The organism is Enterobacter cloacae complex sp. SYL003 (assembly GCF_049236925.1).
GTDB lineage: Bacteria > Pseudomonadota > Gammaproteobacteria > Enterobacterales > Enterobacteriaceae > Enterobacter > Enterobacter intestinihominis.
The window spans coordinates 1-22,128 of sequence record NZ_JBMKJK010000018.1 but is presented as its reverse complement, the minus strand read 5'-3'; the positions used below and the strand labels follow the sequence as shown (position 1 = coordinate 22,128).

Sequence of the window (22,128 nt, the reverse complement as noted above, 5' to 3'; positions counted from 1 at the left end):
GGGCTGATGCCCTCACCCTAACCCTCTCCCACAGGGCTGAGGGTTCCCCACAAATTAATGCGAGCACTGAGCAATCCCCTCGCCCCTCCGGGGAGAGGGTAGGGTGAGGGGAACATACGGCGGTGGTGGTCATTCCGTTCACTTTATGTTCCTTGCTACTCTGTAACGACATGACCGGTGAACGTGCCAGGGTGGCTCAGTCGCCACCACCCTGGCGACCTGGGCTCCCGGCGGTAAATCGCCGCTTCGCGGTGACCTCGGCTTATTCCTTCCGGCTTATCGGGTACGGGCGGAGGCAACGTCCCTGTAAAGCCGCCCTCTCGGCGCATCCCTGCGCCTCGCCCCGGCCGGAAGGCAAACGCCTCAGCGATTTACAGCCGGACCAGGGCATCGCTGACAGCCCTCAGTCATTTAGAAAGCAACTTTATTGCTTCTGCATAAAATCCCTCAGCCCACAGGGAGAGGGAACGCAGGGCCTTACTGGCCCTGCGGAATATCGCTCGCATCCTGGTGCAAATCATCGGCCGCCGCCTGTACTGGCTGCGACGGCGTCGCCATGATGGCGTTCCAGGTGGCCTTTAACTCTTTCATGTCATATTCCGGCTCACCTTTCGGCTGCAACAGAATCAACGCCATATCCTGAGACAGCTGCTGCCGCAGATCCTGATTCAGCATCTCCACGGTCAGACCGTTCAGGAAATCCTGACGCAATTTCTGATACTGCTCCGGCGCGATATCCACGACCTGATTCTGTAAGGAGCGAATGCGCTGGCTGATTAAGATATCGGTATCGGCGCGGGCATAGGTGGCAAACAGTTTCTGCAATTCGAGGGATTTCTGCGCCACCAGCGCGTTAAATTCCTCTTCAGACAGGCCCTCTTTACGCACTTTAGCCAGCTCTTTCGCCACCACGCCGAGATTGGCATTCAGCTTATCACCCGGCGATTCGACGTTAATGGCGCACTGGGCGCGCTGGAACAGCACGCGGCAGTCAAAGCCCAGACCAATGTCTTTCACGTTGTTCTTGCTGAGCGTCTGCTGAACATGCCAGAACAGCGCTTCACGCGCCAGGTCCGCACGCCAGTAACGCAACAGCGCCGAGGACTCGCGGATCGGCTGCCAGGCGGTATCCCACATCATCGAAAGACGATCCTGACGCACGGTATCCGTCATGATACTGACCGTCTCAGGACGCAGCGGGGACAAAGTAGGAACAGGGGCGGGCGTTTCACGCTTCCCTTTTAGATCGCCAAAGGCTTTGTTGATCTGCTCTATCACCGCACGGCTGTCCACGTTGCCCACCACAATGAGGGTCATGGCATCCGGGGTGTACCACTGCTGGTAGAAAGATTTCACCTGCGCGGCATCAACCGGCTGTTTCAGCGGTTCTGCCGGGTCGTGGCCAAGCAGCGTGGACCCTTTCAGGCGGTAGCGCCACCAGCCTTCTTTGGTATCCGTCGGCCAGGTCGCCACCATGTCGCTGTTGCTCAACGCATAGTTTACGGTCTCAGGCGTAATCGCCAGTTTGCCGGTCGCATCAGAAAGATAGGTAAGCGCTTCTTTAAGCAGATCGTTACGGTTGTTGGGCAGGCTCAGGTTAAACATGGTGTAGTCATAGGAGACCACAGCCGGGGGAAGCGGGCGTTTTGGATCGATGGCCTGTTGCCATAAAGAACGCACCTGAACCGCCTGCAAACTGCCGCTCTGGGTGAGCGCCAGTCGAGGAATAAAATGGCTTAAGCCGGTCTGCTGGGTGCTTTCTGTGAGGGAGCCGGTATTCACAGCCAGACGAATTTCAATGCGATCGCTCGGACGTTGCGGAGTGGATAACACCTGCCACTGGAATCCGTTCGCCAGTGTTCCCTGTTGCCAGGCCGGGTCTGGCTGGAGCGCATCTGCCTGCACATAACTGGCTGCTGCCATCATCAGCAAACCGCCGGTTAAGAGTCGAATTTTTGTGCCCTGCATGTGAACCCCTGATCAACATTCCTGGTTAAAGAGAGTGTCTCGCGACGTGAGCACTCAAAGATGACGATGAAAACCTTCCGATTAGACAGCGTGTTCGGCTAAACGTCACGGGCGGAAGCGAAATATACCCAAAAAAATTTTGTCGAAATATGACAGGTATGAGCGGTTATTATGCGCAGGTGCCCGCATCCCCACAAGGGAATACGGGCATTTATGAGGGATTAAGAGGATAAACCGGGGGTTTTGTCCTCAGATGTGCGATTATTCAGCGTATCGTTAAGTTTCTTGTGATCCAGCTCTTTTACCCACTTCGCCACCACAACCGTCGCCACACCATTACCAATCAGGTTGGTTAACGCGCGGGCTTCAGACATAAAGCGGTCGATACCGAGGATCAGGGCCAAACCCGCCACCGGCAGATGGCCAACCGCTGAGATAGTGGCCGCCAGCACGATAAATCCGCTACCCGTTACGCCCGCCGCCCCTTTCGAGGAGAGCAGGAGGACGACCAGCAGCGTAATCTGATGGAAGATATCCATGTGGCTGTTGGTGGCCTGAGCAATAAAGACCGCCGCCATCGTCAGGTAAATCGAGGTGCCGTCCAGGTTAAAGGAGTAGCCCGTAGGAATAACCAGCCCCACCACTGACTTACGGCAGCCCAGCTTTTCCATTTTATCGAGCATACGCGGCAGCGCGGACTCAGAAGAGGATGTGCCGAGGACAATCAGCAGCTCTTCACGAATGTAACGGATAAATTTGAAGATGCTGAAGCCGGTCGCACGAGCGATGGAGCCGAGCACCACCACCACAAACAGAATACAGGTGATGTAGAAGCAGATAATCAGCTGGCCAAGCTGTACCAGCGTGCCGACGCCGTATTTCCCGATGGTGAAGGCCATCGCGCCAAAGGCACCAATCGGGGCCAGACGCATAATCATGTTGATGATGCCGAAGATAACCTGCGAGAAGCTTTCAATGACGTTAAAAATCAGCTGGCCTTTGCTGCCAAGACGGTGCAGGGCAAAGCCAAACAGCACGGCAAACAGCAGCACCTGGAGAATATTTCCGCTGGCGAACGCGCCAATCACGCTGCTCGGGATCACGTCCAGCAGGAAGGCAACAATCCCCTGATCTTTCGCCTGTTCAGCGTAAACCGCCACCGCTTTCGCATCCAGCGTGGCCGGGTCAACGTTCATGCCCGCGCCAGGCTGTACCACGTTGACAATAATCAGGCCGATAATCAGCGCGATGGTACTGACAATCTCGAAGTACAGCAGGGCAACCGCCCCCGTACGCCCGACCGCCTTCATGCTTTCCATGCCGGCGATACCGGTCACCACGGTACAGAAGATGACCGGCGCGATGATCATTTTGATGAGCTTAACGAACGCGTCGCCAAGCGGTTTCATTTGCGCGCCCAGCTCCGGGTAGTAGTGACCGAGCAAAATACCGATGGCGATGGCTGTCAGGACCTGGAAGTAAAGACTTTTGAAGAGTGAGGTTTTCATAGGGTGTCCCTGGAAGAATAACTACAGGCTTTGTAAGGTTATGGTTAACCTGCGGCTTTAAAATAACACCCACATAACAGGACAGAAATAAACGGGGTTCAAATTTGAAACACAAATGTTAAGAACTTTGAGCTGGCTCGCACAAGCCAGCAACAAAATTACACTTTTGCGTTATTGCCAGCGTCGGCGAGATAGCGTCGCTCAAAGGTATCCGTCGGCACGGCGCGGCCAAACAGGAAGCCCTGACCGCTCTCCACACCCGCCGCAGCCAGCCACTCGCGCTGGGCTTCGGCCTCAATACCTTCGGCAGTCACGTGCAGGTTCAGGCTGTGCGCCATCTGGATAATGGCCTGCACCAGGCTGCAATCCTCCGGCAGCCCTTTCACAAAGGTTTTGTCGATTTTCAGGACGTCCACCGGCAGGGTTTTCATGTGCTGGAGCTGACGCAAGCCGGAATACCCCATACCAAAATCGTCCAGCGCAATGCGGATCCCGGCATTACGCAGCGGTTTCAGAATGGCGACAGCGTCGTCAGGATTGTCAATACAACGGCTCTCGGTGACTTCCAGGATCAACGTGTGGGGCTGGATGCGGTAGCGATGGATCAACTCGAGCATATCCGGCACCATAGTCGGGTGCATCAGCTGTAGCGCAGAAAGATTCACCGACAGCGGCAGCGTGATGCCCCGTTGTTGCCAGGCCGCAAGCTGGCGGCACGACTCTTCCAGCACCCAGTATCCGACGGTGACCATCAGGCCGCAGGACTCGATACGTTCGATCATCCCCTCAGGCAGCTCCCACGTGCCGTCCGGCTGCTGCATGCGCAGCAACGCTTCGGCGCTGGTCACTTCACCCGTGCGCAAATCCACCTGCGGCTGTAGCCAGAGCGCAAACTGGCGATTGTCCATCGCCGTCAGAATGTCGCTCTCTTCCGTCAGGCGCTGCTGGGCTTTTTCCATTTGCTCCGGATCAAAGAACTGGATCTGGTTTTTGCCTTTTCGGCGCGCGGTAAACGCTGCTGAGAAAGCCCGACGGTATAACTGCTCGGCGGTCAGACCACCGTAGTACATTGCGATACCAATGCTGGCACTTGGGCGTAGCTGGATACCCTGAATGGGTAGCCGCTCATTTATGACAGTGAGTACTTGCTGACCTAACGTAATAGCGTGCCACGGCTCTTTTACACCGTGCGCAATCACCACCAGGTCATAGCCGCTGACCTGGGTAAGTACCATGCGCGGCGCCAGCACAGATTTGATTTTTTCCACCAGCGTCAGTAATAGCATCTCGCGCTGGCTCTCTTTCAGCACGCCCGTCGTGTCCTGCAAGGTCTCGCAGGCAATCACCATCAGCGCGGTGGTCTGCTGGCGAGCGACGGTCTGCTCCAGCAGGGCCATTAAAAACGCTTTGTTTGGCAGGTCGGAAACCGGGAAACGGGTGGCGTTATTACTGACCTCTTCCTGCTGACGCAGGACACGCTGCTGGTTGATATTGTAACTGCGGACCAGCATGCCGATTTCATCGTCGTGATGCAGACGCGGCAAGGGAAGCTGATGCCCCATATGCTCCTGCGGAGAGAGGTCATTCAGCTCCCGGGCTATGCGGCGCAACGGATGCACAATTAACCGGTTGATGCACCACGTCAGCGCCACGCTCAACATTAAGGTCAAAAGTAAGTAAGTAGTCACTAACGTAGCAACCCAACTCATGACGAATTTATACATGCGGTACGAGTCCGCCTGTAGTACCAGATAGGCCAGCGGCTGCGGGTTAGCCGGTCTTTCCAGGGAATAGAGAGGCAGGGAAATCTGCACCGGCAGTTCAAACAGGCGCATCACCATCATCGGGACGGGACGCTCCGGGATAAAGCTCATCCGCAGCGCCTGGAACTGGTTCGGCAGCACGACGTCGGCGCGGCTCACGATACCGGCGGGCTGAATGCGCTTCAGGATGGATTCCGCCTCGGGGATATCCCCTTTCAGGATCGAGGCCGACAGGGGTTCCCGCACCGAGCGGGCAATACTTTCCAGTTGCGAAGCCGTGTTATAGCGATTCTGCTGTACGGAATGAAACAGCAAAATGACGCAGAAGATGAAGACAAACAGCATTGTGACGGCAGACACCATCGCCATCTGTTTGATCGTTAAGGAACGGCTGACACGCAAAATGACTCTCCACAAAACTCGAAGCGCAGGGCGCACCAGGGCGTAAACCTGGTGCGCCCGAGTATACCCGATAGCTGCACTTTTAAGAGAGACTTACAATTAGATTAAGCAAAAATCCGATCACCAGTCTGCATAAGGCACCAGCGGTTCCGGCGGTAAGTCCATATCACCCTGCCAGCCTGCGGCAGAATACCGAACATAGAGCAGCGCATGGCTCGGGGTATAGTCTTTCGCTTCCTGAATATCGACGCCCAGACCGACAAACCAGTTGGACGTCACACGGCGTTCAACAATCGCCCTTGCGGTATAACCCGTCCCTGACGAGCTACTTCCGGTTCCCATCACACCTTTATCGGTATAACGGCCTGGCTCATTGTCCGGGATCAGCCCCTGCAACGGATAACGCATCACATCCTTTGTTTTTGAATGGGACCATGAGACGGAACCGCCCAGCTCCCATGACCAGTTCTCTGTGCGTTTACGCCAGTTCACCGGTAAGGCGAACGACACATACTCCTGGGGACTGTAGTAACCGCCCTGGCCCAGCGAATAGCCACTTAAATCCTTATCGTAATGCCAGAGCATGTTGGACACACCGACCGTCAGACGCTCGTTGTTCTGATTGATAAGCTTGTAGTAATAGCCGGTCATCCAGCGGACCCGCCAGTTATCTTCGACATTCTTCCCGGTGAGGCTGTCGGCACTCAGGCTTGACCAGATCCCGTTAGCTTCGCCTTTGTCGTAGCTCATGCTCACGCCGCCACCGGTAGCACGCACGCCGCCCCAGGTGGTGTCGGTATTGGGATCTTTTTGCCCGGCGAAGGCCAGCACCGAGCTGGAAATCGGACGACGATGGGCGTTCAGGGTGTAGCCAATCGGCCCCAAGTCGTTGCTGTAGCTCAGGCTGCCCACCACATCGACCACGTCGAAGCCCATCGGCGTAGTACCGATGTCCCACGCCCAGGTGTTGTTCTGCCAGCCGACTGCCACGCTGGCGCCGTTGGCCGACTGGTTCGTGCTGCCGTGACATGGCGTTTCGGCGCAGGTACCCCATGTCGGATCGTAGGTTCCGTTATTGGTGTCAAAGGAACCGGCGTTCATATTGACCAGATCGCTACGGAAGAACATGCGGCCATCCGATAGCGGCGCATCCACCTGGAGCATAGTGGTATGCGCTTTCAGGTCGGAATAGCCCCCCGTGCCGCTGGATCCCCAGTAGTCGTGTTGCAGCGTGACGTTCAGATCCTGCTGACGATAAAGATCGCCTGCATCGCTGCGCACGCCGCGCTTCAGCCAGTCATCTTTCTCATCGTTACGCGTGAGCCGCGTAAAGCTGTCGTTATCGGTTGGACGAGTCGTTGTGATGCCAGATGAGACCATCGCATCCTTCCAGGTGTCCAGCGCCTGCTGAGGCTGACCATTTTGTGCCTGGAAACGGGCGGCATCACGCATCACCAGCGCACTTTCCATAGAAGGCGGCTGCGATTTTGCCTGCGGAAGAATGGTGTTGAAGGTCTTTTCTGCCACGGCTGAATCGCCCAGACCGGCCTGCGCCATGGCGATCCGGCGCTGCATATTGAGGGAGAGCGGTTCGCCGTTTTGTGCCGCGGGCAGTTTCGCCAGCTCAGCGCGAGCGGCGTCCCTGTTGCCCTGAGCAAGATTGACTTCGGTCAGGCCGAGAATTGCGTCTTCGTTCTGCGGTTCCCGTTGCAGGACGGTGTTGTAGGCGGTTTTCGCGGCCTCGTGATCGCCACGCTGTTCAGCCCAGTCCGCCAGCGTTAAGTCGATACGAGTGGACGGGGGCTGCTGGCGAAGCAGCGCTTCCGCCTCCTGCTCTTTTCCACCGTCGCGCAGGCGGTTGGCGTTTTCCAGCACCTGGTTACTTTGCAGGCGGTCCGCCAGCGCCTGGATGTTGCCGTTCCACTTGTCGCGCGGCAGCGTGTTCAGATGCGCCAGCGCGGCCCGGTCCCGATCGTTACCGGACAGGTACAGCCCGCTGGCGTAAACCTGATCCGGATCGCCCGGTTTCTGGCTTGCCAGCTGACGCATCAGGTTATCCGCCTGGCTGCGCTGACCCGCGCTATACAGATCGCGTGATAGCCGGTAGGTGATCCACACGTCGCCCGGGGAAAGCGCAAGGCGTCGGCGCTGAATTTCTGCGGCCTGCGCATAGTTTCCCTGGCTTTTCAGCTGTTCAGCCTGAGCCGAGAGCTGCTCGTTCGTCAGGCTACGTTCAATATCATCAATGCTGCGGCGCTGGCTGGCAGAGAGCGACTGAATAAACTGCGTCGCCTTCTCCGGAGACTGCTCGCGATAAATATTGGCAAGACCGCGTACCGCGTTGCTGTTGCCGCTGTCCATTCGCAATGCCTGGCGATAATAGCGTTCAGCCGCGTCGTTATCTTTCCGCGCCGCCGCCGCGTCACCCAGCCCCAGTACCGCGTAGCTGTCCGTATTGTCAATGTTGCGCGCCTGCTGATAATAGCGTTCCGCCTGGGCTGTCTTGTTGGCTTTCAGGGCGTTATCACCCTGCTGGATCAGCAGCCAGTATCGGTTAACCTTCAGCAGGCTGTCCCATTTGCCCCGGTTGTCGCTCTGCGGATCGAGGGCGATCGCCTTTTCAAACTGCGCAACCGCGCGGGCGCGATCGCCTTTCTGCGAATAGGCCTGCCCCAGCGCGCCTACGGCTTCACTGTCGGCGTGGTTGGCGCTGACTGCTTTCTGCAGCTCCGTTACCGCTTTACTGCCCTGCCCGGCATCCACTGCGGCTAACCCTTCGGCTTTGGCGCGAAACGCCGGATCGGCGAGCTGTTTTTGCTGCGCTTCAAGCTGGGCGCGCGCCGCCGTCACGTTATCGCCATCGCTGAACACGCTCAGGTATTGTTGCAGCGCGGTAACGCTGGCGCTGCTGGCCGGCTGATCTTTGATCTGCTGGTACCACATGTCCGACGCCTGACTGCGGCCATTGTTCGATTTGGCCATCTCCTGTAACACCGCAAACCCTTCATCACGACGTCCGCTCTGGAACAGAAGCTGCGCCAGCGAAGCCTGTAGCGGGGCGTTGCCCGGACTGCTGGCGTTGATTTTCTTCAGCTGATTAATAGCCAGATTGCGGCGGGCAGGCTCTTTCGCCACCACGTTCCAGTACTCCGTCGCGATGTCGCCGCTGGGCGGATTACCGTCAAACAGTTTGTCATACGCGGCAATAGCTTCCTGCGTGTGCCCGGTGGTGGCGAGCAGGCGAGCCTGCTGGAGGGCCTGGCGACCATCCGGCGTGGAGAGCAGCATGGTCGTACGGGAAGACTGGTACGCACTGGAATCGGGTGCCATTCCTTTCAGGCGATCCAGCTCTTTTTGCGCGCCCGCCGTATCCCCCTGTCGTAACAGGTAGCGGAAGCGAGCGGCAATCACGTCCGGGTTGTTGGGGTCGATCAGCTCAAGGCGATAGAGCGACTGGCGCACCAAATCCTCACGCTGGGTGGATTCCCCCAGACGAACCTGTTCCAGCAGCTGTCTCTGCTGCGGGGAGTTGGCGGCCTGGGCCAGGGGCATGAACGCCAGGCCAAGCGATAAGGCGAGTAGATTTAGTGTGAACGTGCGCATTCCTGGCCCCAATCCGGTAGTAATTCACCTTGCGCGGTGAAACGAAAACGATGCTGATCCCACCCTTGTCCAAAGAGGGTCAGAACGTAGCTGTAATAAGCATTGTTATCGGGAAAACGATCGGCGACACGCTGGCGTTGCACCGCCTGCGCGTCCCGTTCTTGTAAAAATGGAAGCAGGGAGGCAGAAAACCCTACCGGCCCATCTCCGGTACGTTTCCCGGTCGCTACGTCCACTTTTTCCGGCGGTAAGCCTTGTTTGATTGTGGTGGTCGCCATGGGCTTGAAACGCGCCAGTAGCCGGGCTTTTTGCGGATCGTTATCGTTCATCATCCCTACCCACAGATAGACGCGAATCGCATCGTAACTGCCGATCAGGGTCGTATCCTGCTTCAACTGCCAGCCGCCCTTTTTCTGGTATTTCACCCAGTTCGGGGAAAATCCTTTTGGCGCGGTCTCCAGCAGCAGACGCAGGTTGGTTTCACGGAGCGTTGTCCACGGTGCGCCGAAACGGGTGAAATAGCTCGCAAGCTGCGGCGGCAGGTAGCTGGGGTTGAAGCGCCAGGCACTCTCTTCGGCAAAACCGACTTTACCCGGCAGCAGCATAGAACCCAGCCCCGGTACCTTCACCACTTCCTCACTGGCAATGCGCGTCAACAGCGCCTTACCCGTGCGCGTGTAATCGGGATTTTTCCACAGCCGCCCGGCTTCCAGCAGCGACCAGGCTATCCAGATATCGGCATCGGACGCGGAGTTAGGGTCGATAACCGCCCAGGTGTTGTCGTCCTTTTTTCCCCATAGCCACGCCGGGAGATGTTGGGCTAAATCCCCCTCGGCAAGGTTATCGCGCGTCCATGTCAGCAGCAGATCAAACGTCTTGCGATCGTTTGCTGCCAGGGAAAAGAACAATCCATAGCTTTGCCCTTCGGAGGTGGTGATTTTGCGCGCGTCACTGGGATCAATGACGCGCCCACTTTCGCTCATATAATCCTGCTTGAACGTCTCCCAGGCAGGCCAGCGACAGGCGGCATGCAGATTCGCCGCCGCCAGCATCAACGCTGCGACTACACATCCGCGAAAGATTTTCATCACGGCTTACTCATGGTCCGGGTTAAGACGACGACGGCTGATGATTCGCAGCAGACGCCACAATACCCATGCCAGCAATACAACGCTGAGCGCAGCCAGCACGGCCAGCAGCACCGGGTGGTTAGAGAGGGCGTACCACAGGCGTTCGAACCACGGCAGATGACCGACGTAGTAGACATCCCCCACGCGCAGGCTGTTTACCCCCGACTCACGGATCACCGAGACGGAACCGAACATTGCCGCCCGTTTACCGCTGTCGTTCATGGCCGTGTTGAGCAGCTCATAGCCGCGCGGGCTGTCCGCCAGCAGGGCGATCACGCTGCGCTGGTCGTTATACGGAGACTGGAAGCCAACAATCGCAGCCATCGGACCCGTTGAGCTTACGGTCGTCCTGATATTGGCCTGACGATCGCCGCTGTCCGGCATGATGCTCGGGAACTCGGTCTGACGCAGCGGCGTGTTGACCCATGACTGAGCCGCCTGCACCAGCAGATCGACGCGCTTCTCGTCTTTCAGCTTGTCCGGAATGTTGCCGATGACCATGATATCGGCATCTTTGTTCTGGATCTGGCTACCGTCATCCGTCACCGTCACGTTGATAGCCGGTAAGCCGGTTTGCGCCCCGACGGTGCCCATGGTGTCCAGCAGCGTGGCAACCTGGCCTTCGTTGGCCGCTTTTGGCATCACGACAATCGATTCAGAGAGATCAGCCATGCGGCTGAACGGGAAACTGGCGTTAGCAAACGCACGCAGATCCGGCATCGCGATAAAGTGGTAATACTTCGAGAAGTCGATTGTGGAATCATCACCAATCACCACGTGGTTTTGCACCGGCTGGAAGGTAATACAGTTTTCCACCGATCCACCCGGCATCGGGTTCATGTACTGGAAGTTAAACCGCAGCTGGTTCACCGCACCGAGCTTCAGCGCCGGGATCGACACATCGGTTTTACCATCCAGCAGCCCCTGCAATACAGGCAGACGAAGCATCAACCGGTTTGTCTCCTGGCTGCTGGTCAGGCTGAAGGATTGCAGGAACTGGTTGTTGAGGCTGATATCCATGCGCGAGCTGTCTTTGGTTACCGGCGCGGTGTAACGGTAGTTCAGGTTGATATCAATACCGTTGGTGCGCAGCAGATAGAGATCCGGCGGCAGGTTCAGCGACAGGCTGACAGGAGAAGGTTCAAGCCCGGTTGACTGCAATTGCTCTTCATAGGTTTTCAGCTCGCCGAAGGTAATCGCGCGGTCGGTGCGGACCCAGTTCGGCGCATCATAAGGCTTACGTGCCAGCAGCGGTTTCACCTCATCCACCACGACGCTATTACCGCGGAACAGGATATTGCCCTGCGCAATGCCTTTTGCCGCCTGCACCAGATCTTTATCATCACGCCCGAAGATCACCAGCAGCTTCACGTACGGATTGTCGGGATGGCTGATCATCTCGATGGTGGGCGCTTTCACCTCTGGATGGTCCCGCAGGAATGCCGGGCGTTTGGCGTTGGTGGCAAACACAATCGCGTTTTTGTCCGGCATTTTGTCGTACATAACCGGGAAACTCTGGCCACGCCAGCCGGAGCGGGAACCAAACCAGGATGCCACGATAGAGGCCGCCAGCTGTTCGGTCACATCAGGAGAGCCCGCAAACACCATTGGCAGGTTCAGTGGACGGTTATCACGCGGGTCGAAGAACGGCACCGGGAAGGCGGAGAGATCGTTTTTCAACGCCAGCGGCTGATAGGTCATCTGAAGCGAAGAGTTACGACCAACATCCAGCCACAGGGTGCTGCTGGCCGGGTTTTCACAGACATCGCGGTAATGGCCGACAAATTCCAGACGCACGCGGTTAAAGTCGGTGATAAACAGCGGGTTAATCGGCACCTGAGCCAGGGTTTTCTTACCCAGTTGCTCTTTGGTGACGGGCAGGACGTCCATCAGCTCATCATTCAGATAGACCTTAAGCTGGGATTGCACCGGCAGCAGCGACGGCGATGGCGTGTATTCCAGGTTGAGCATCGCTTTCGACACGACTTCATCGCTACGCATACCGAATTCGACACCGCCATTTGGGTTGATGCCGCGCAGAACCATGCTGCCCGGAGGAGGCGCGATCTGGGCGAACGTCAGCTTAACGTCACGCGACGGCGTATTTTCCGCAACCACCGGTGCACTGGCTCCCGGCACGCCAGGCATAACCTGCCCAACCACCGGGTTGTCGGCGGGCAGCGTATTCCCCGTCGTCGGCTGATTCGGGACGACGTTTTCCGTCTGCCCCGGCGCCGCCGTCACTACCGGATCGGTCGCTTGCGCGACGACAGGCACCGTTGGCGCGGGTGTGGTCGCTGCGTTATCAGGCGCCGCGTTAGCCACTGTTGCAGGGAGCGCACTCATCCCCATTGCCACTGCACATAACCAGGAAAGTTTTGTTTTCATCGCGTTATCATCATTGTTGAGCCATAACCGGGTCCGCCTGCTTCGCTTCATCTCGCTCAGGTCGACGCGGAATGAACGACACGACCCAGGAAACCAGTGAAGTAAGTGACCGGAAAATTAATTTCACCGACGACGGGGCAAATTCTGCAAGGTGACGATAGCCACGGAACCCCAGCTTAAGAATATCCAGCAGGCTTTCCAGAGGCTTATCCTCAGGGAAGCTGTCCTGCCAGAGAGCCCACGTATCCGCGCGGGCAAACGTACACTGCACAAAATCAATGTGTTGCTTTTTAGTCAGCGGCATCAGTTGCAGACCCACTTCATTTCCTCTCACACGCACCACCTGCGTCGGGAAGACATACTCCTGCTGGCCGCGCTTAAGCAATAGGTTGACCTTCTGCCCCTCAAGCACCTTCGCCTGACCGTTGATCTTGATACCCAGACCGCCATCCGAAAAGTCATGTACGGTACAGGAGAAGAGATGTCCATCGTCGCGGGCAATGGCCGCTGGCATGCTGATTTCGACGCGATGCGCGCGGCGAACCTGTTTGCTCTCCACTGATACCGCCACCGCGCCACCGAGGATAATCAGGTTATAAAACACCCACGCCATACTCACGAAGACCGTCAGAATTTCGTTTTCCGGGCCGTAGAAGTAGCGCCAGACCCCAACAATCACGCCCACAATATTCAGCAGCACCAGGAAGATATAGGGCCGGGAGATCACCCAGTCGACATACTCCTCTTCCACCAGCCCGCCCTTCGCGGTGACGTTGAATTTCCCTTTATGCGGGTTAATCAGCGCCACCATGGTTGGCGGCGCGATATACCAGGCCAGCACCGTTTCGTAGATTTCACTCCAGAACGAATGGCGATATTTCCCCTGAATCTTCGAGTTCGTCAGGCTGGCGTGGATCATGTGCGGCAGAACGAACAGGGCAATCATCAGCGCAGGCGCATAGATGATGTAAGCGTGAAGAAGCAGGAACGCCAGCGGCGCAGTGAGGAAGATAAGCCGTGGAATACCCGACAGGAAGTGGAACATGGCGTTGACGTAGCACAGCCGTTGCGCCAGTTTCAGTCCTTTACCCATCAGCGGGTTATCGAGGCGGAAAATTTGCACCATGCCGCGCGCTCAGCGAATACGCTGGCCGATGTGCGCCGACAGGGATTCCGTGGCCAGCCCCGCCGCCTGAGGAATGCGCATGTAGGCGGAGGTATAGCCAAGACGGTGCAGACGCAGCGAAGTGTGCGCATCTTCCGTGACCGTCTCGACGGCGATCCCGCCAATTTCATCCAGCGGTTTACGGCGGATCACCGCACAGGAGCCGCAGAAGAATGTTGCGTCCCACATGTCGTTCCCGTCCTGCACCAGACCATAGAACAGTGTGCCCTCGTTCGGGGTTTTACGAAAACGACCGAGGTTACGTTCAAACGGGTCCGGTGAGAAGAAGTGGTGCGGCGTCTGCATCATCGCCAGCTCTTTCTCCTTCAGGAACCAGCCCATGGTCATTTGCAGGAACGAGCGCGTTGGCACGTGGTCGCAGTCGAAAATAGAGACGAACTCCCCTTTGGCATATTTCAGCGCATTGTTGATGTTACCGGCCTTAGCGTGTTCATGCGTGGTACGGGCGATGTACTCGACCCCTACTTCGTCCGCGAACTGGCGGAACTCGGCGCGGCCACCGTCATCGAGGATCCAGATTTTGATTTTATCCTTCGGCCAGTCGATACCCAGCGCGGCGTAAATGGTGTTTTTCACCACCGACAGGTCTTCGTTGTAGGTCGGCACGAAGAGGTCCACCGTTGGCCACTGGGTCGTGTCTTTTGGCAGCGGCACCGGCTGTCGATTCAGCGGCCAGATAACCTGGAAGTAACCCAGCACCAGCACGATCCAGGCGTAGGTCTCAGCAAACAGCAGCACTAACCCACACACCAGGCTGACCGGATCATCCCAGTTCAGCGTTGAGGTATATCGCCACCAGATGTAGCGGCAGGAAACGGTCAGCGACAGCACGATCAGCATCAGGGCAGAAAAACGCCCCGGAATGCGCCGCACCAGCAGCGCCACGCCCCACAGCAGGATCAGGAAGGTAAACTGTGCCAGCGGGTTGAAGGGCTGGGTAATACAGACCAGCGCCAGTATGAGCGAGAACACCACCACCACGCCGAGAATAAAACGCCGTAAGCCCGGGTGAAGGTGCCCGAGCTCTTTGTGATTATCTAAATGACCTGTTCTATCGCCAACCCGGTCGGGTAGCCGGTTAAGCCACTGGTGATAGTGTTCACGTAAGTTCTGCACGCGATCGAAGCTGCGCCAGCGTGACGTTTTTTTCTCCGCACCCGTTGAGGTCGCCAGAAGCCAGATGGACTGTATAGCGTAGCGCGCGGGATCGAGCGGACGCGGCTTGTCAGGGTTGATATGCGGATAGAGTTCACCGTGGCGCGCACGAATACGTTGCCAGCGTGGATGTTCGAGGGGGATGAACATCCACGCCAGAATCATCCATAAGCAGCCCAGCGCAGCGCTCAGCGATGAGGCGCCGTGATGACGGTAATGGCGGTAGCGTTCACTTAAGCGCGAACTGACCGGCGGGATGAGCAACCAGTTGGTCAGGCGGCTCATACTGAACTCCCGGCAGGCTCCGGCCGTTTAGCAAAGTGCAGCAGACACCAGTTGGCCAGCGTCAGGATCTCTTCTGCCGCCAGTGAATCACTACGGTACTCCCCAAGCGGTTGTTTGGAAGCGAGGCACTCCGCCATCGCTTCGTCACGATGAATAACCATTGGCAGCAGGCGGCGCTGACTCTGGAGCCAGACCTGGTACAGATCGTCCTGGATCTGGCTGCCAATGCGCAGATCGTTAATCAGAATATGGGCATTGGCAGGCATTGCCTGTTGATGCAGACGGATATGACAATTCGCATCTACGTTCGCAATGGAGAGCACATGGTCGCACTGCGACAGAAGCTGGCGGGTCAGCGACGCGGCGCCGTGCGGCAGGTCCAGCAGAATCCACTGATAGTGTCCGCTCTCTTTCAGACTCTGCAAAGCGGTGGTGAAGCGAGAGAACAGGCGCTGAAACGCAGCTTCATTCCCGCGTTCGGTTTCCGTCATCTGACCAAAGGGAAGCAAATCGAGCTGGGAGGTATAGCGCAAACCCGCATCCCGCCAGTCTTTATCGTCCAGAAGCGCGCGCCCCCAGCCGTTTTCATGCGTAAAGTCGACATTGAATGACATGCGCAGCAAATTATCGGAGCAGGCATCAATAACCAGTACTGATTCACCTAAAACCTGTAATGACCACGCCAGCGCCGCGGTTACGGAAGTTGTACCCACTCCACCACGGACGCCCTGTAATCCTAGTACGGCCATCAATGGCTTCCTTATTGTTGTTGGGCAAACTCAGCTAATAACGGCCAACGTTTAATAGCCGCAGCCAACTGTTCCCGCTGGGAAATATCGGTGTAATCTATTTCAGGCAATGAAAAAGCCTGCGTGAGCGCCAGAAAATCGTTTTGGAATGTGTAACCCAGGCTTGGGTCGACTGGAGTTGCGGGTTCGTTATTTTGCATTCTTATTTCATCCCTTTGAGTAAAATCATAAGATTCAGATGCAGCGAGGCGTCCTGCCCACGAAATTTCATTTACATGCTAAATCTGATGTTCTTTAATTTCAATGTTAGGTTTATTTCTACGCTTTCGCTAGTAAACTGAGAGACATAGAAATTCGACGAAAAGAGGGACACCGTGGACTCCATATTTTCTATTGGCATCCAGTCATTATGGGACGAATTGCGCCACATGCCAGTCGGAGGAGTCTGGTGGGTTAATACGGATCGTAATGATGATGCCATCAGTCTGGTAAACCAGACGATAGCGGCGCAGGGTAAGGATTACCGCGTGGCCGTCATTACGATGGGCGATGAGCCAAAGTCAATCATCAGGCTCGAAACTGACCGTGGACCCCAGACAGTACGATTATTTTCCATGCCAGCGGAGGCCGACAGTTTATACTTTTTGCCCCGCGATATTCAGTGCTCTATTGTTCCTGAACACTATTTACTGATTCTTAAATGTTCTCAAAACGGTCTACAAAATATCCCGTCTGAAAAACTGCTGAAATGGCTGGGAAGAATCAGCAGATGGGCAAAAAATCAAAATTGCACCTTATTGGTTGTTAACCCGGGCAGTAATAACGACAAACTTTTTTCACTTTTAATGAGTGAATACCGTTCCCTCTATGGCCTGGCCAGTATTCGTGTCCAGACTGACAGCCATCTTTACGACGTGGCTTTCTGGTGCAATGAAAAAGGGGTGAGCTCCCGACAGCAGCTTACCCTCAAAAATGTCGGGGACGAGTGGCATCTTGCTCAACAGGAAGAGACGGTGGTTCAGCCACGCAGTGATGAAAAGCGCGTTCTGAGTCATATTGCGGTACTGGAAGGTGCGCCTGCACTGTCTGAGCACTGGTCACTGTTCGAAACCAACGAGGCCTTATTTGATGAGGCGCGCACCACGCAGGCGGCGACCATTATCTTCTCATTGATGCAGAATAACCAAATCGAAACGCTGGCACGGCACATTCACACATTACGTCGCCAGCGCGGCAGCGCGTTAAAAATCGTGGTACGTGAAAATAATACCAGCCTGCGCGCCACCGATGAGCGCTTATTACTGGGCTGCGGCGCGAATATGGTCATTCCCTGGAATGCTCCCCTGTCGCGCTGTCTGACGCTGATCGAAAGCATTCAGGGCCAGCAGTTTAATCGATATGTTCCGGAAGATATCAGCACCCTGCTTTCAATGACGCAGCCGATGAAACTGCGCGGCTACCAGAAATGGGACACCTTCTGCGATGCGGTGGGCAACATGATGAGCAATACGCTTTTACCGGCAGACGGAAAAGGGGTGATGGTTGCCCTGCGTCCTGTGCCGGGCATTCGCGTTGAGCAGGCGCTCACCTTGTGCCGCCCTAATCGTATCGGGGATATCATGACCATTGGCGATAATCGCCTGGTGCTGTTCCTCTCCTTCTGTCGGGTGAACGATCTGGATACCGCCCTGAACCATATCTTCCCGCTGCCTACCGGGGATATTTTCTCGAACCGCATGGTCTGGTTTGAAGATAATTTGATCAGCGCTGAGCTTGTCCAGATGCGAGCCCTGGCACCTGAAAAATGGGCCAAACCGTTGCCTGTAACAAGTGGTGCCAAACCGGTTCTGAACGCGAAACATGATGGGCACGTATGGCGTCGGGTTCCTGAGCCGCTACGCTTAATGGATGAGAACAAGGAGAGCGTTCCATTATGAATATCAGCGATATCATCCAACTGGTTGTTCTGTGCGCGCTGATTTTTTTGCCGCTTGGCTACTATGCACGCCATTCCCTGCGCCGTATTCGCGATACGATCAGATTACTGTTCGTCAAACCTCGCTATATTAAACCCGCCGGAACACTGACTCGCGCTTCAAACGTCAAGGCAAACCGAAAACATGACTAATTCTACCTATACCTCTTCAGCGCCATCGCCACTCTGGCAATACTGGCGCGGTCTGTCCGGCTGGAATTTCTACTTTCTGGTGAAGTTTGGTCTGCTGTGGGCAGGCTATCTTAATTTCCACCCGCTGCTTAATCTGGTGTTTATGGCATTCCTGCTGATGCCAATCCCGAACCTCAGGCTGCACCGTATACGTCACTGGATTGCTATCCCTATCGGTTTCGCCCTGTTCTGGCATGATACCTGGCTACCCGGCCCCGAAAGCATCATGAGCCAGGGCTCCCAGGTCGCAGGTTTCAGTGCGGACTATATGCTCGATCTGGTTGAGCGCTTTATTAACTGGCAGATGATTGGCGCGGTATTTGTCCTGCTGGTTGCCTGGCTGTTCCTGTCTCAGTGGATCCGGGTGACGGTGTTTGTCGTCGCGATTATGATCTGGCTAAACGTACTGACGCTGACGGGCCCGAGCTTCTCGCTGTGGCCAGCCGGTCAGCCGACGACAACCGTAACCACCACGGGCGGTTCCGCCGCCGCTACCGTCGCAACAGCAGGGGATACGCCTGTGGTTGGGGATATTCCAGCGCAGACGGCGCCGCCGACATCCACGAACCTGAACGCGTGGCTCTCCAGTTTTTACGCTGCGGAAGATAAGCGTCAGACGAAATTCCCGGACGCGCTGCCTGCCGATGCTCAGCCGTTTGAGTTGCTGGTCATTAACATCTGTTCTCTGTCCTGGGCTGACGTTGACGCGGCTGGTTTGATGTCGCACCCGCTGTGGTCGCATTTCGATATTCAGTTCAAAGACTTCAACTCGGCCACGTCGTACAGCGGCCCGGCGGCTATCCGCCTGCTGCGCGCCAGCTGTGGGCAGCCCTCGCATAAGAACCTCTACCAGCCGGCAGCTAACCAGTGTTACCTGTTTGATAACCTGGCAAAACTGGGCTTTACCCAACACCTGATGATGGGCCATAACGGTCAGTTCGGTAACTTCCTGAAAGAAGTGCGTGAACAGGGTGGCATGCAGGCCCCACTGATGGACCAGAAAGGGCTGCCAGTGACGTTACTGGGCTTCGATGGCTCGCCGGTCTATGACGATACCGCCGTACTTCAGCGCTGGTTCGACACCGTCGGTAAAGAGGAAGGGACGCGTAGCGCGACGTTCTATAATACGCTGCCGCTTCACGACGGGAACCATTATCCCGGCGTAAGTAAAACGGCCGATTATAAGGCCCGTGCGCAGAAGTTCTTCGACGAGCTGAACGCGTTCTTCAACGAGCTGGAAAAATCAGGCCGTAAAGTGATGGTGGTGGTGGTTCCGGAACATGGTGGAGCGCTGAAAGGCGACAGGATGCAGGTGTCTGGTCTGCGCGATATCCCAAGCCCGTCCATCACAAACGTTCCGGCCGGGATTAAGTTCTTTGGCATGAAGGCACCGCATCAGGGCGCGCCAGTTGAGATCACCCAGCCAAGCAGCTATCTGGCCATCTCGGAACTGGTTGCTCGCGCTGTAGACGGTAAGCTGTTTGTGGAAGATAGCGTGAACTGGGATCAGCTCACCAGCGGGCTGCCGCAGACGGCGGAGGTATCGGAAAACGCCAATGCGGTGGTGATCCAGTATCAGAATAAGCCTTATGTCCGGCTGAATGCCGGGGATTGGGTGCCGTATCCGCAGTGACCTGCTACACCCTCTCCCCCTGTGGGGAGAGGGTTACTCTGCACTTCGTAACGAAATTTCACCGCCCACCCAGGGCTTAATCACGCCATCCTGTTCAAGCAGCAACGCGCCCTGCGCGTCAATGCCGCGTGATGTGCCGTAAATCTCTTTATCCCCAATCAGCAGCTTCACCGGTCGGTTAATAAAGTTATCCAGCTTTTCCCAGCGGGACAGGAATGGCGCTAACCCCTCTTGTTCAAAGAGCGTCAGCGAACTACGCAACTCATTGATCATGCGGACGGCAAGCGTATTGCGATCGATGGTGATCCCCGCTTCCTGTAGGTTGGTCCAGGCCTGGTTCACGACATCGTTCTGCACGTTTCGCATCACCATGTTCAGCCCCGCCCCAATGACGATCTGTGCGGCATCGCCTGTTTTTCCCGTCAGTTCGACCAGGATCCCCGCCAGCTTTCGATCGTTGAGATACAGATCGTTGGGCCATTTTACCCGCACCTGATCGGCACCCAAATCATGCAGCACCTCTGCCATCACAATGCCGATGACCAGGCTCAGCCCGATGGCCGCAGCTGGCCCCTGTTCAAGCCGCCAGTACATGGAAAGGTAGAGGTTGGCGCCAAATGGCGAAAACCACTTACGCCCCCGGCGGCCACGTCCTGCCTGTTGGTACTCGGCAACGCAGGCATCACCGGATTTCAGCTCGCTCATGCGATCCAGCAGATACTGGTTCGTCGAATCAATGACCGGCAATACCGCGACGTTACCGTGTCCAATCTGGCTGCGGATGATCTCTTCATTCAGTAACTGGATTGGTTCCGGCAGGCTGTAGCCTTTTCCCGGTACCGTAAACACATCCACGCCCCAGTCGCGGAGCGTTTGAATATGTTTATTGATGGCAGCGCGGCTCATGCCCAGCTGTTCGCCCAGCTGCTCGCCAGAATGAAACTCGCCATCAGCAAGAATACCGATGAGAGTTAACGGAATAGTATTGTCCTTCACGCAATGGTCTCCACGGCATTCACTTCGCCCGTTCGGCCAATAAAGCGAACTTCAGGCTCCAGCCAGACGTTAAATTTTTCGCCCACACGCTGGCGAACATGATGCGCCAGGTTGACGACATCCTCACTTGTCGCGTTGGACTGATTGATCAGCACCAGTGCCTGCTGACGATGAACAGCAGCGCCACCAAGCGTAGTACCTTTTAATTCACATTGATCGATAAGCCAGCCTGCGGCCAGCTTCACGCTGCCATCCGCCTGAGGATAATGCGGGGCCGTTGGCCAACCAGCGAGAAACGCTTTCGCATTTTCGCTGCCGATCACCGGATTTTTGAAGAAACTGCCCGCATTTCCGTTAACTTTCGGGTCCGGTAGCTTGGTCATTCGCATGTGGCAAACGGAATCAAAAACCTCACGCGGTGTGACGGTAGCCGGATCGAGACGGGCCAGATCGCCGTAAGTCAGAACGGGTTTCCATGCTTTCGGCAGACGCAGGCCAACGGCCACAATGACAAAACGATCCTGATAGTCGTGCTTGAAAATGCTGTCGCGATAGCCAAAACGGCACTGCTCTGCGGTTAAACGCTTCGCCGTTCCGGTCGCGAGTTCGATGCAGTCGACATATTCGCAGACGTGTTTCAGTTCGATGCCGTAGGCACCGATGTTTTGAATAGGAGATGATCCTGCACAGCCCGGGATCAGGGCCAGGTTTTCCAGTCCGGGCATCCCTTTTTCAAGGGTATATTGCACCAGATGGTGCCAGTTTTCGCCAGCACCCACGTGTAAATGCCAGCTGTCAGCGCTCTCTTTACGCTCAATCCCCATGATGCGATTAACGATTACCGTCCCCGCAAAATCATCGAGAAACAGGACATTACTTCCTTCGCCCAGAATAAGTACGGGTTCACCGTTTTCTGTTGCGTTTTGCCAGGCATTCAGCAACTGCTGAGCACTGTCGGCACGTACAATTTGATTAGCATTCCGTTGAATACCAAAGGTATTCCAGGGCTTAAGGGAGTGATTCATAGACGCTATCCTGATGCAAAAACCGGGATAGTTTACCGTATATACGAAGGGATGGGTGATTAGTTTATGGAAAGGAAGCAGGTGCAGAAACGCAAAAAGGCCATCCTTGCGGATGGCCTCTTCACTTGTTTGATGCCTGGCAGTTCCCTACTCTCACATGGGGAGACCCC

Annotated in this window: 13 protein-coding genes and 1 pseudogene; 3 read left to right on the top strand and 11 right to left on the bottom strand. The window is 56.2% G+C overall.

Annotated elements, in window-relative coordinates:
• Positions 1-477 precede the first annotated feature (477 nt).
• From ACOT1A_RS19815 to bcsR, 9 genes and pseudogenes are all read right to left on the bottom strand, one after another.
• Positions 478-1,968 (bottom strand): M16 family metallopeptidase, encoded by a 1,491-nt coding sequence (locus ACOT1A_RS19815; protein ID WP_038416892.1) that lies wholly within the window; start codon positions 1,966-1,968, stop codon positions 478-480.
• 221 nt (positions 1,969-2,189) lie between these two features.
• Complete coding sequence (dctA, locus tag ACOT1A_RS19810; protein WP_022649724.1) at positions 2,190-3,476, bottom strand: C4-dicarboxylate transporter DctC; 1,287 nt, start codon at positions 3,474-3,476, stop codon at positions 2,190-2,192.
• Between the two features lie 158 nt (positions 3,477-3,634).
• The gene (hmsP, locus tag ACOT1A_RS19805; RefSeq protein ID WP_023307153.1) at positions 3,635-5,641 is read right to left on the bottom strand and encodes a biofilm formation regulator HmsP; all 2,007 of its coding nucleotides are present in this window, start codon (positions 5,639-5,641) and stop codon (positions 3,635-3,637) included.
• A gap of 120 nt (positions 5,642-5,761) precedes the next feature.
• Positions 5,762-9,244: a cellulose synthase complex outer membrane protein BcsC gene (gene bcsC, locus ACOT1A_RS19800; protein ID WP_276170448.1), complete on the bottom strand. Its 3,483-nt coding sequence runs from the start codon at positions 9,242-9,244 to the stop codon at positions 5,762-5,764.
• Entirely contained in the window at positions 9,226-10,332 is a 1,107-nt protein-coding gene (bcsZ, locus tag ACOT1A_RS19795) for a cellulose synthase complex periplasmic endoglucanase BcsZ (RefSeq protein ID WP_155024871.1), read from the bottom strand. Before bcsZ ends, bcsC begins: the two co-directional genes overlap by 19 nt.
• A gap of 6 nt (positions 10,333-10,338) precedes the next feature.
• Positions 10,339-12,762 carry a cellulose biosynthesis cyclic di-GMP-binding regulatory protein BcsB gene (gene bcsB, locus ACOT1A_RS19790; RefSeq protein WP_071785220.1) on the bottom strand — a complete coding sequence of 808 codons (2,424 nt, stop codon included), beginning with the start codon at positions 12,760-12,762 and terminating at the stop codon, positions 10,339-10,341.
• A 10-nt stretch (positions 12,763-12,772) separates the two neighbouring features.
• Positions 12,773-15,388, bottom strand: a pseudogene (gene bcsA, locus ACOT1A_RS19785) (UDP-forming cellulose synthase catalytic subunit).
• Entirely contained in the window at positions 15,385-16,137 is a 753-nt protein-coding gene (bcsQ, locus tag ACOT1A_RS19780; RefSeq protein ID WP_023298843.1) for a cellulose biosynthesis protein BcsQ, read from the bottom strand. Before bcsQ ends, bcsA begins: the two are co-directional and overlap by 4 nt.
• Before the next feature lie 11 nt (positions 16,138-16,148).
• Positions 16,149-16,337 (bottom strand): cellulose biosynthesis protein BcsR, encoded by a 189-nt coding sequence (bcsR, locus tag ACOT1A_RS19775; protein WP_022649731.1) that lies wholly within the window; start codon positions 16,335-16,337, stop codon positions 16,149-16,151.
• Positions 16,338-16,511: 174 nt separating this feature from the next.
• Here bcsR and bcsE point away from each other — a divergent pair, with 174 nt between their 5' ends.
• Genes bcsE through bcsG form a run of 3 tightly spaced genes read left to right on the top strand, consistent with a single transcriptional unit; the run spans position 16,512 to position 19,937 of the window.
• On the top strand, positions 16,512-18,074 hold the full coding sequence (gene bcsE / locus ACOT1A_RS19770; protein WP_199009193.1) for a cellulose biosynthesis c-di-GMP-binding protein BcsE: 1,563 nt from the start codon (positions 16,512-16,514) through the stop codon (positions 18,072-18,074).
• Positions 18,071-18,265: a cellulose biosynthesis protein BcsF gene (gene bcsF / locus ACOT1A_RS19765; RefSeq protein WP_022649733.1), complete on the top strand. Its 195-nt coding sequence runs from the start codon at positions 18,071-18,073 to the stop codon at positions 18,263-18,265. Before bcsE ends, bcsF begins: the two co-directional genes overlap by 4 nt.
• Entirely contained in the window at positions 18,258-19,937 is a 1,680-nt protein-coding gene (gene bcsG / locus ACOT1A_RS19760) for a cellulose biosynthesis protein BcsG (protein WP_023298844.1), read from the top strand. Before bcsF ends, bcsG begins: the two co-directional genes overlap by 8 nt.
• Positions 19,938-19,970: 33 nt before the next feature.
• Here the strand turns inward: bcsG and birA are convergent, their stop codons facing one another.
• Both birA and murB read right to left on the bottom strand, forming a co-directional pair.
• Positions 19,971-20,933 carry a bifunctional biotin--[acetyl-CoA-carboxylase] ligase/biotin operon repressor BirA gene (gene birA, locus ACOT1A_RS19755; RefSeq protein ID WP_276170445.1) on the bottom strand — a complete coding sequence of 321 codons (963 nt, stop codon included), beginning with the start codon at positions 20,931-20,933 and terminating at the stop codon, positions 19,971-19,973.
• Positions 20,930-21,958 carry a UDP-N-acetylmuramate dehydrogenase gene (gene murB / locus ACOT1A_RS19750; RefSeq protein ID WP_063138096.1) on the bottom strand — a complete coding sequence of 343 codons (1,029 nt, stop codon included), beginning with the start codon at positions 21,956-21,958 and terminating at the stop codon, positions 20,930-20,932. Before murB ends, birA begins: the two co-directional genes overlap by 4 nt.
• Between the last annotated feature and the right edge of the window lie 170 nt (positions 21,959-22,128).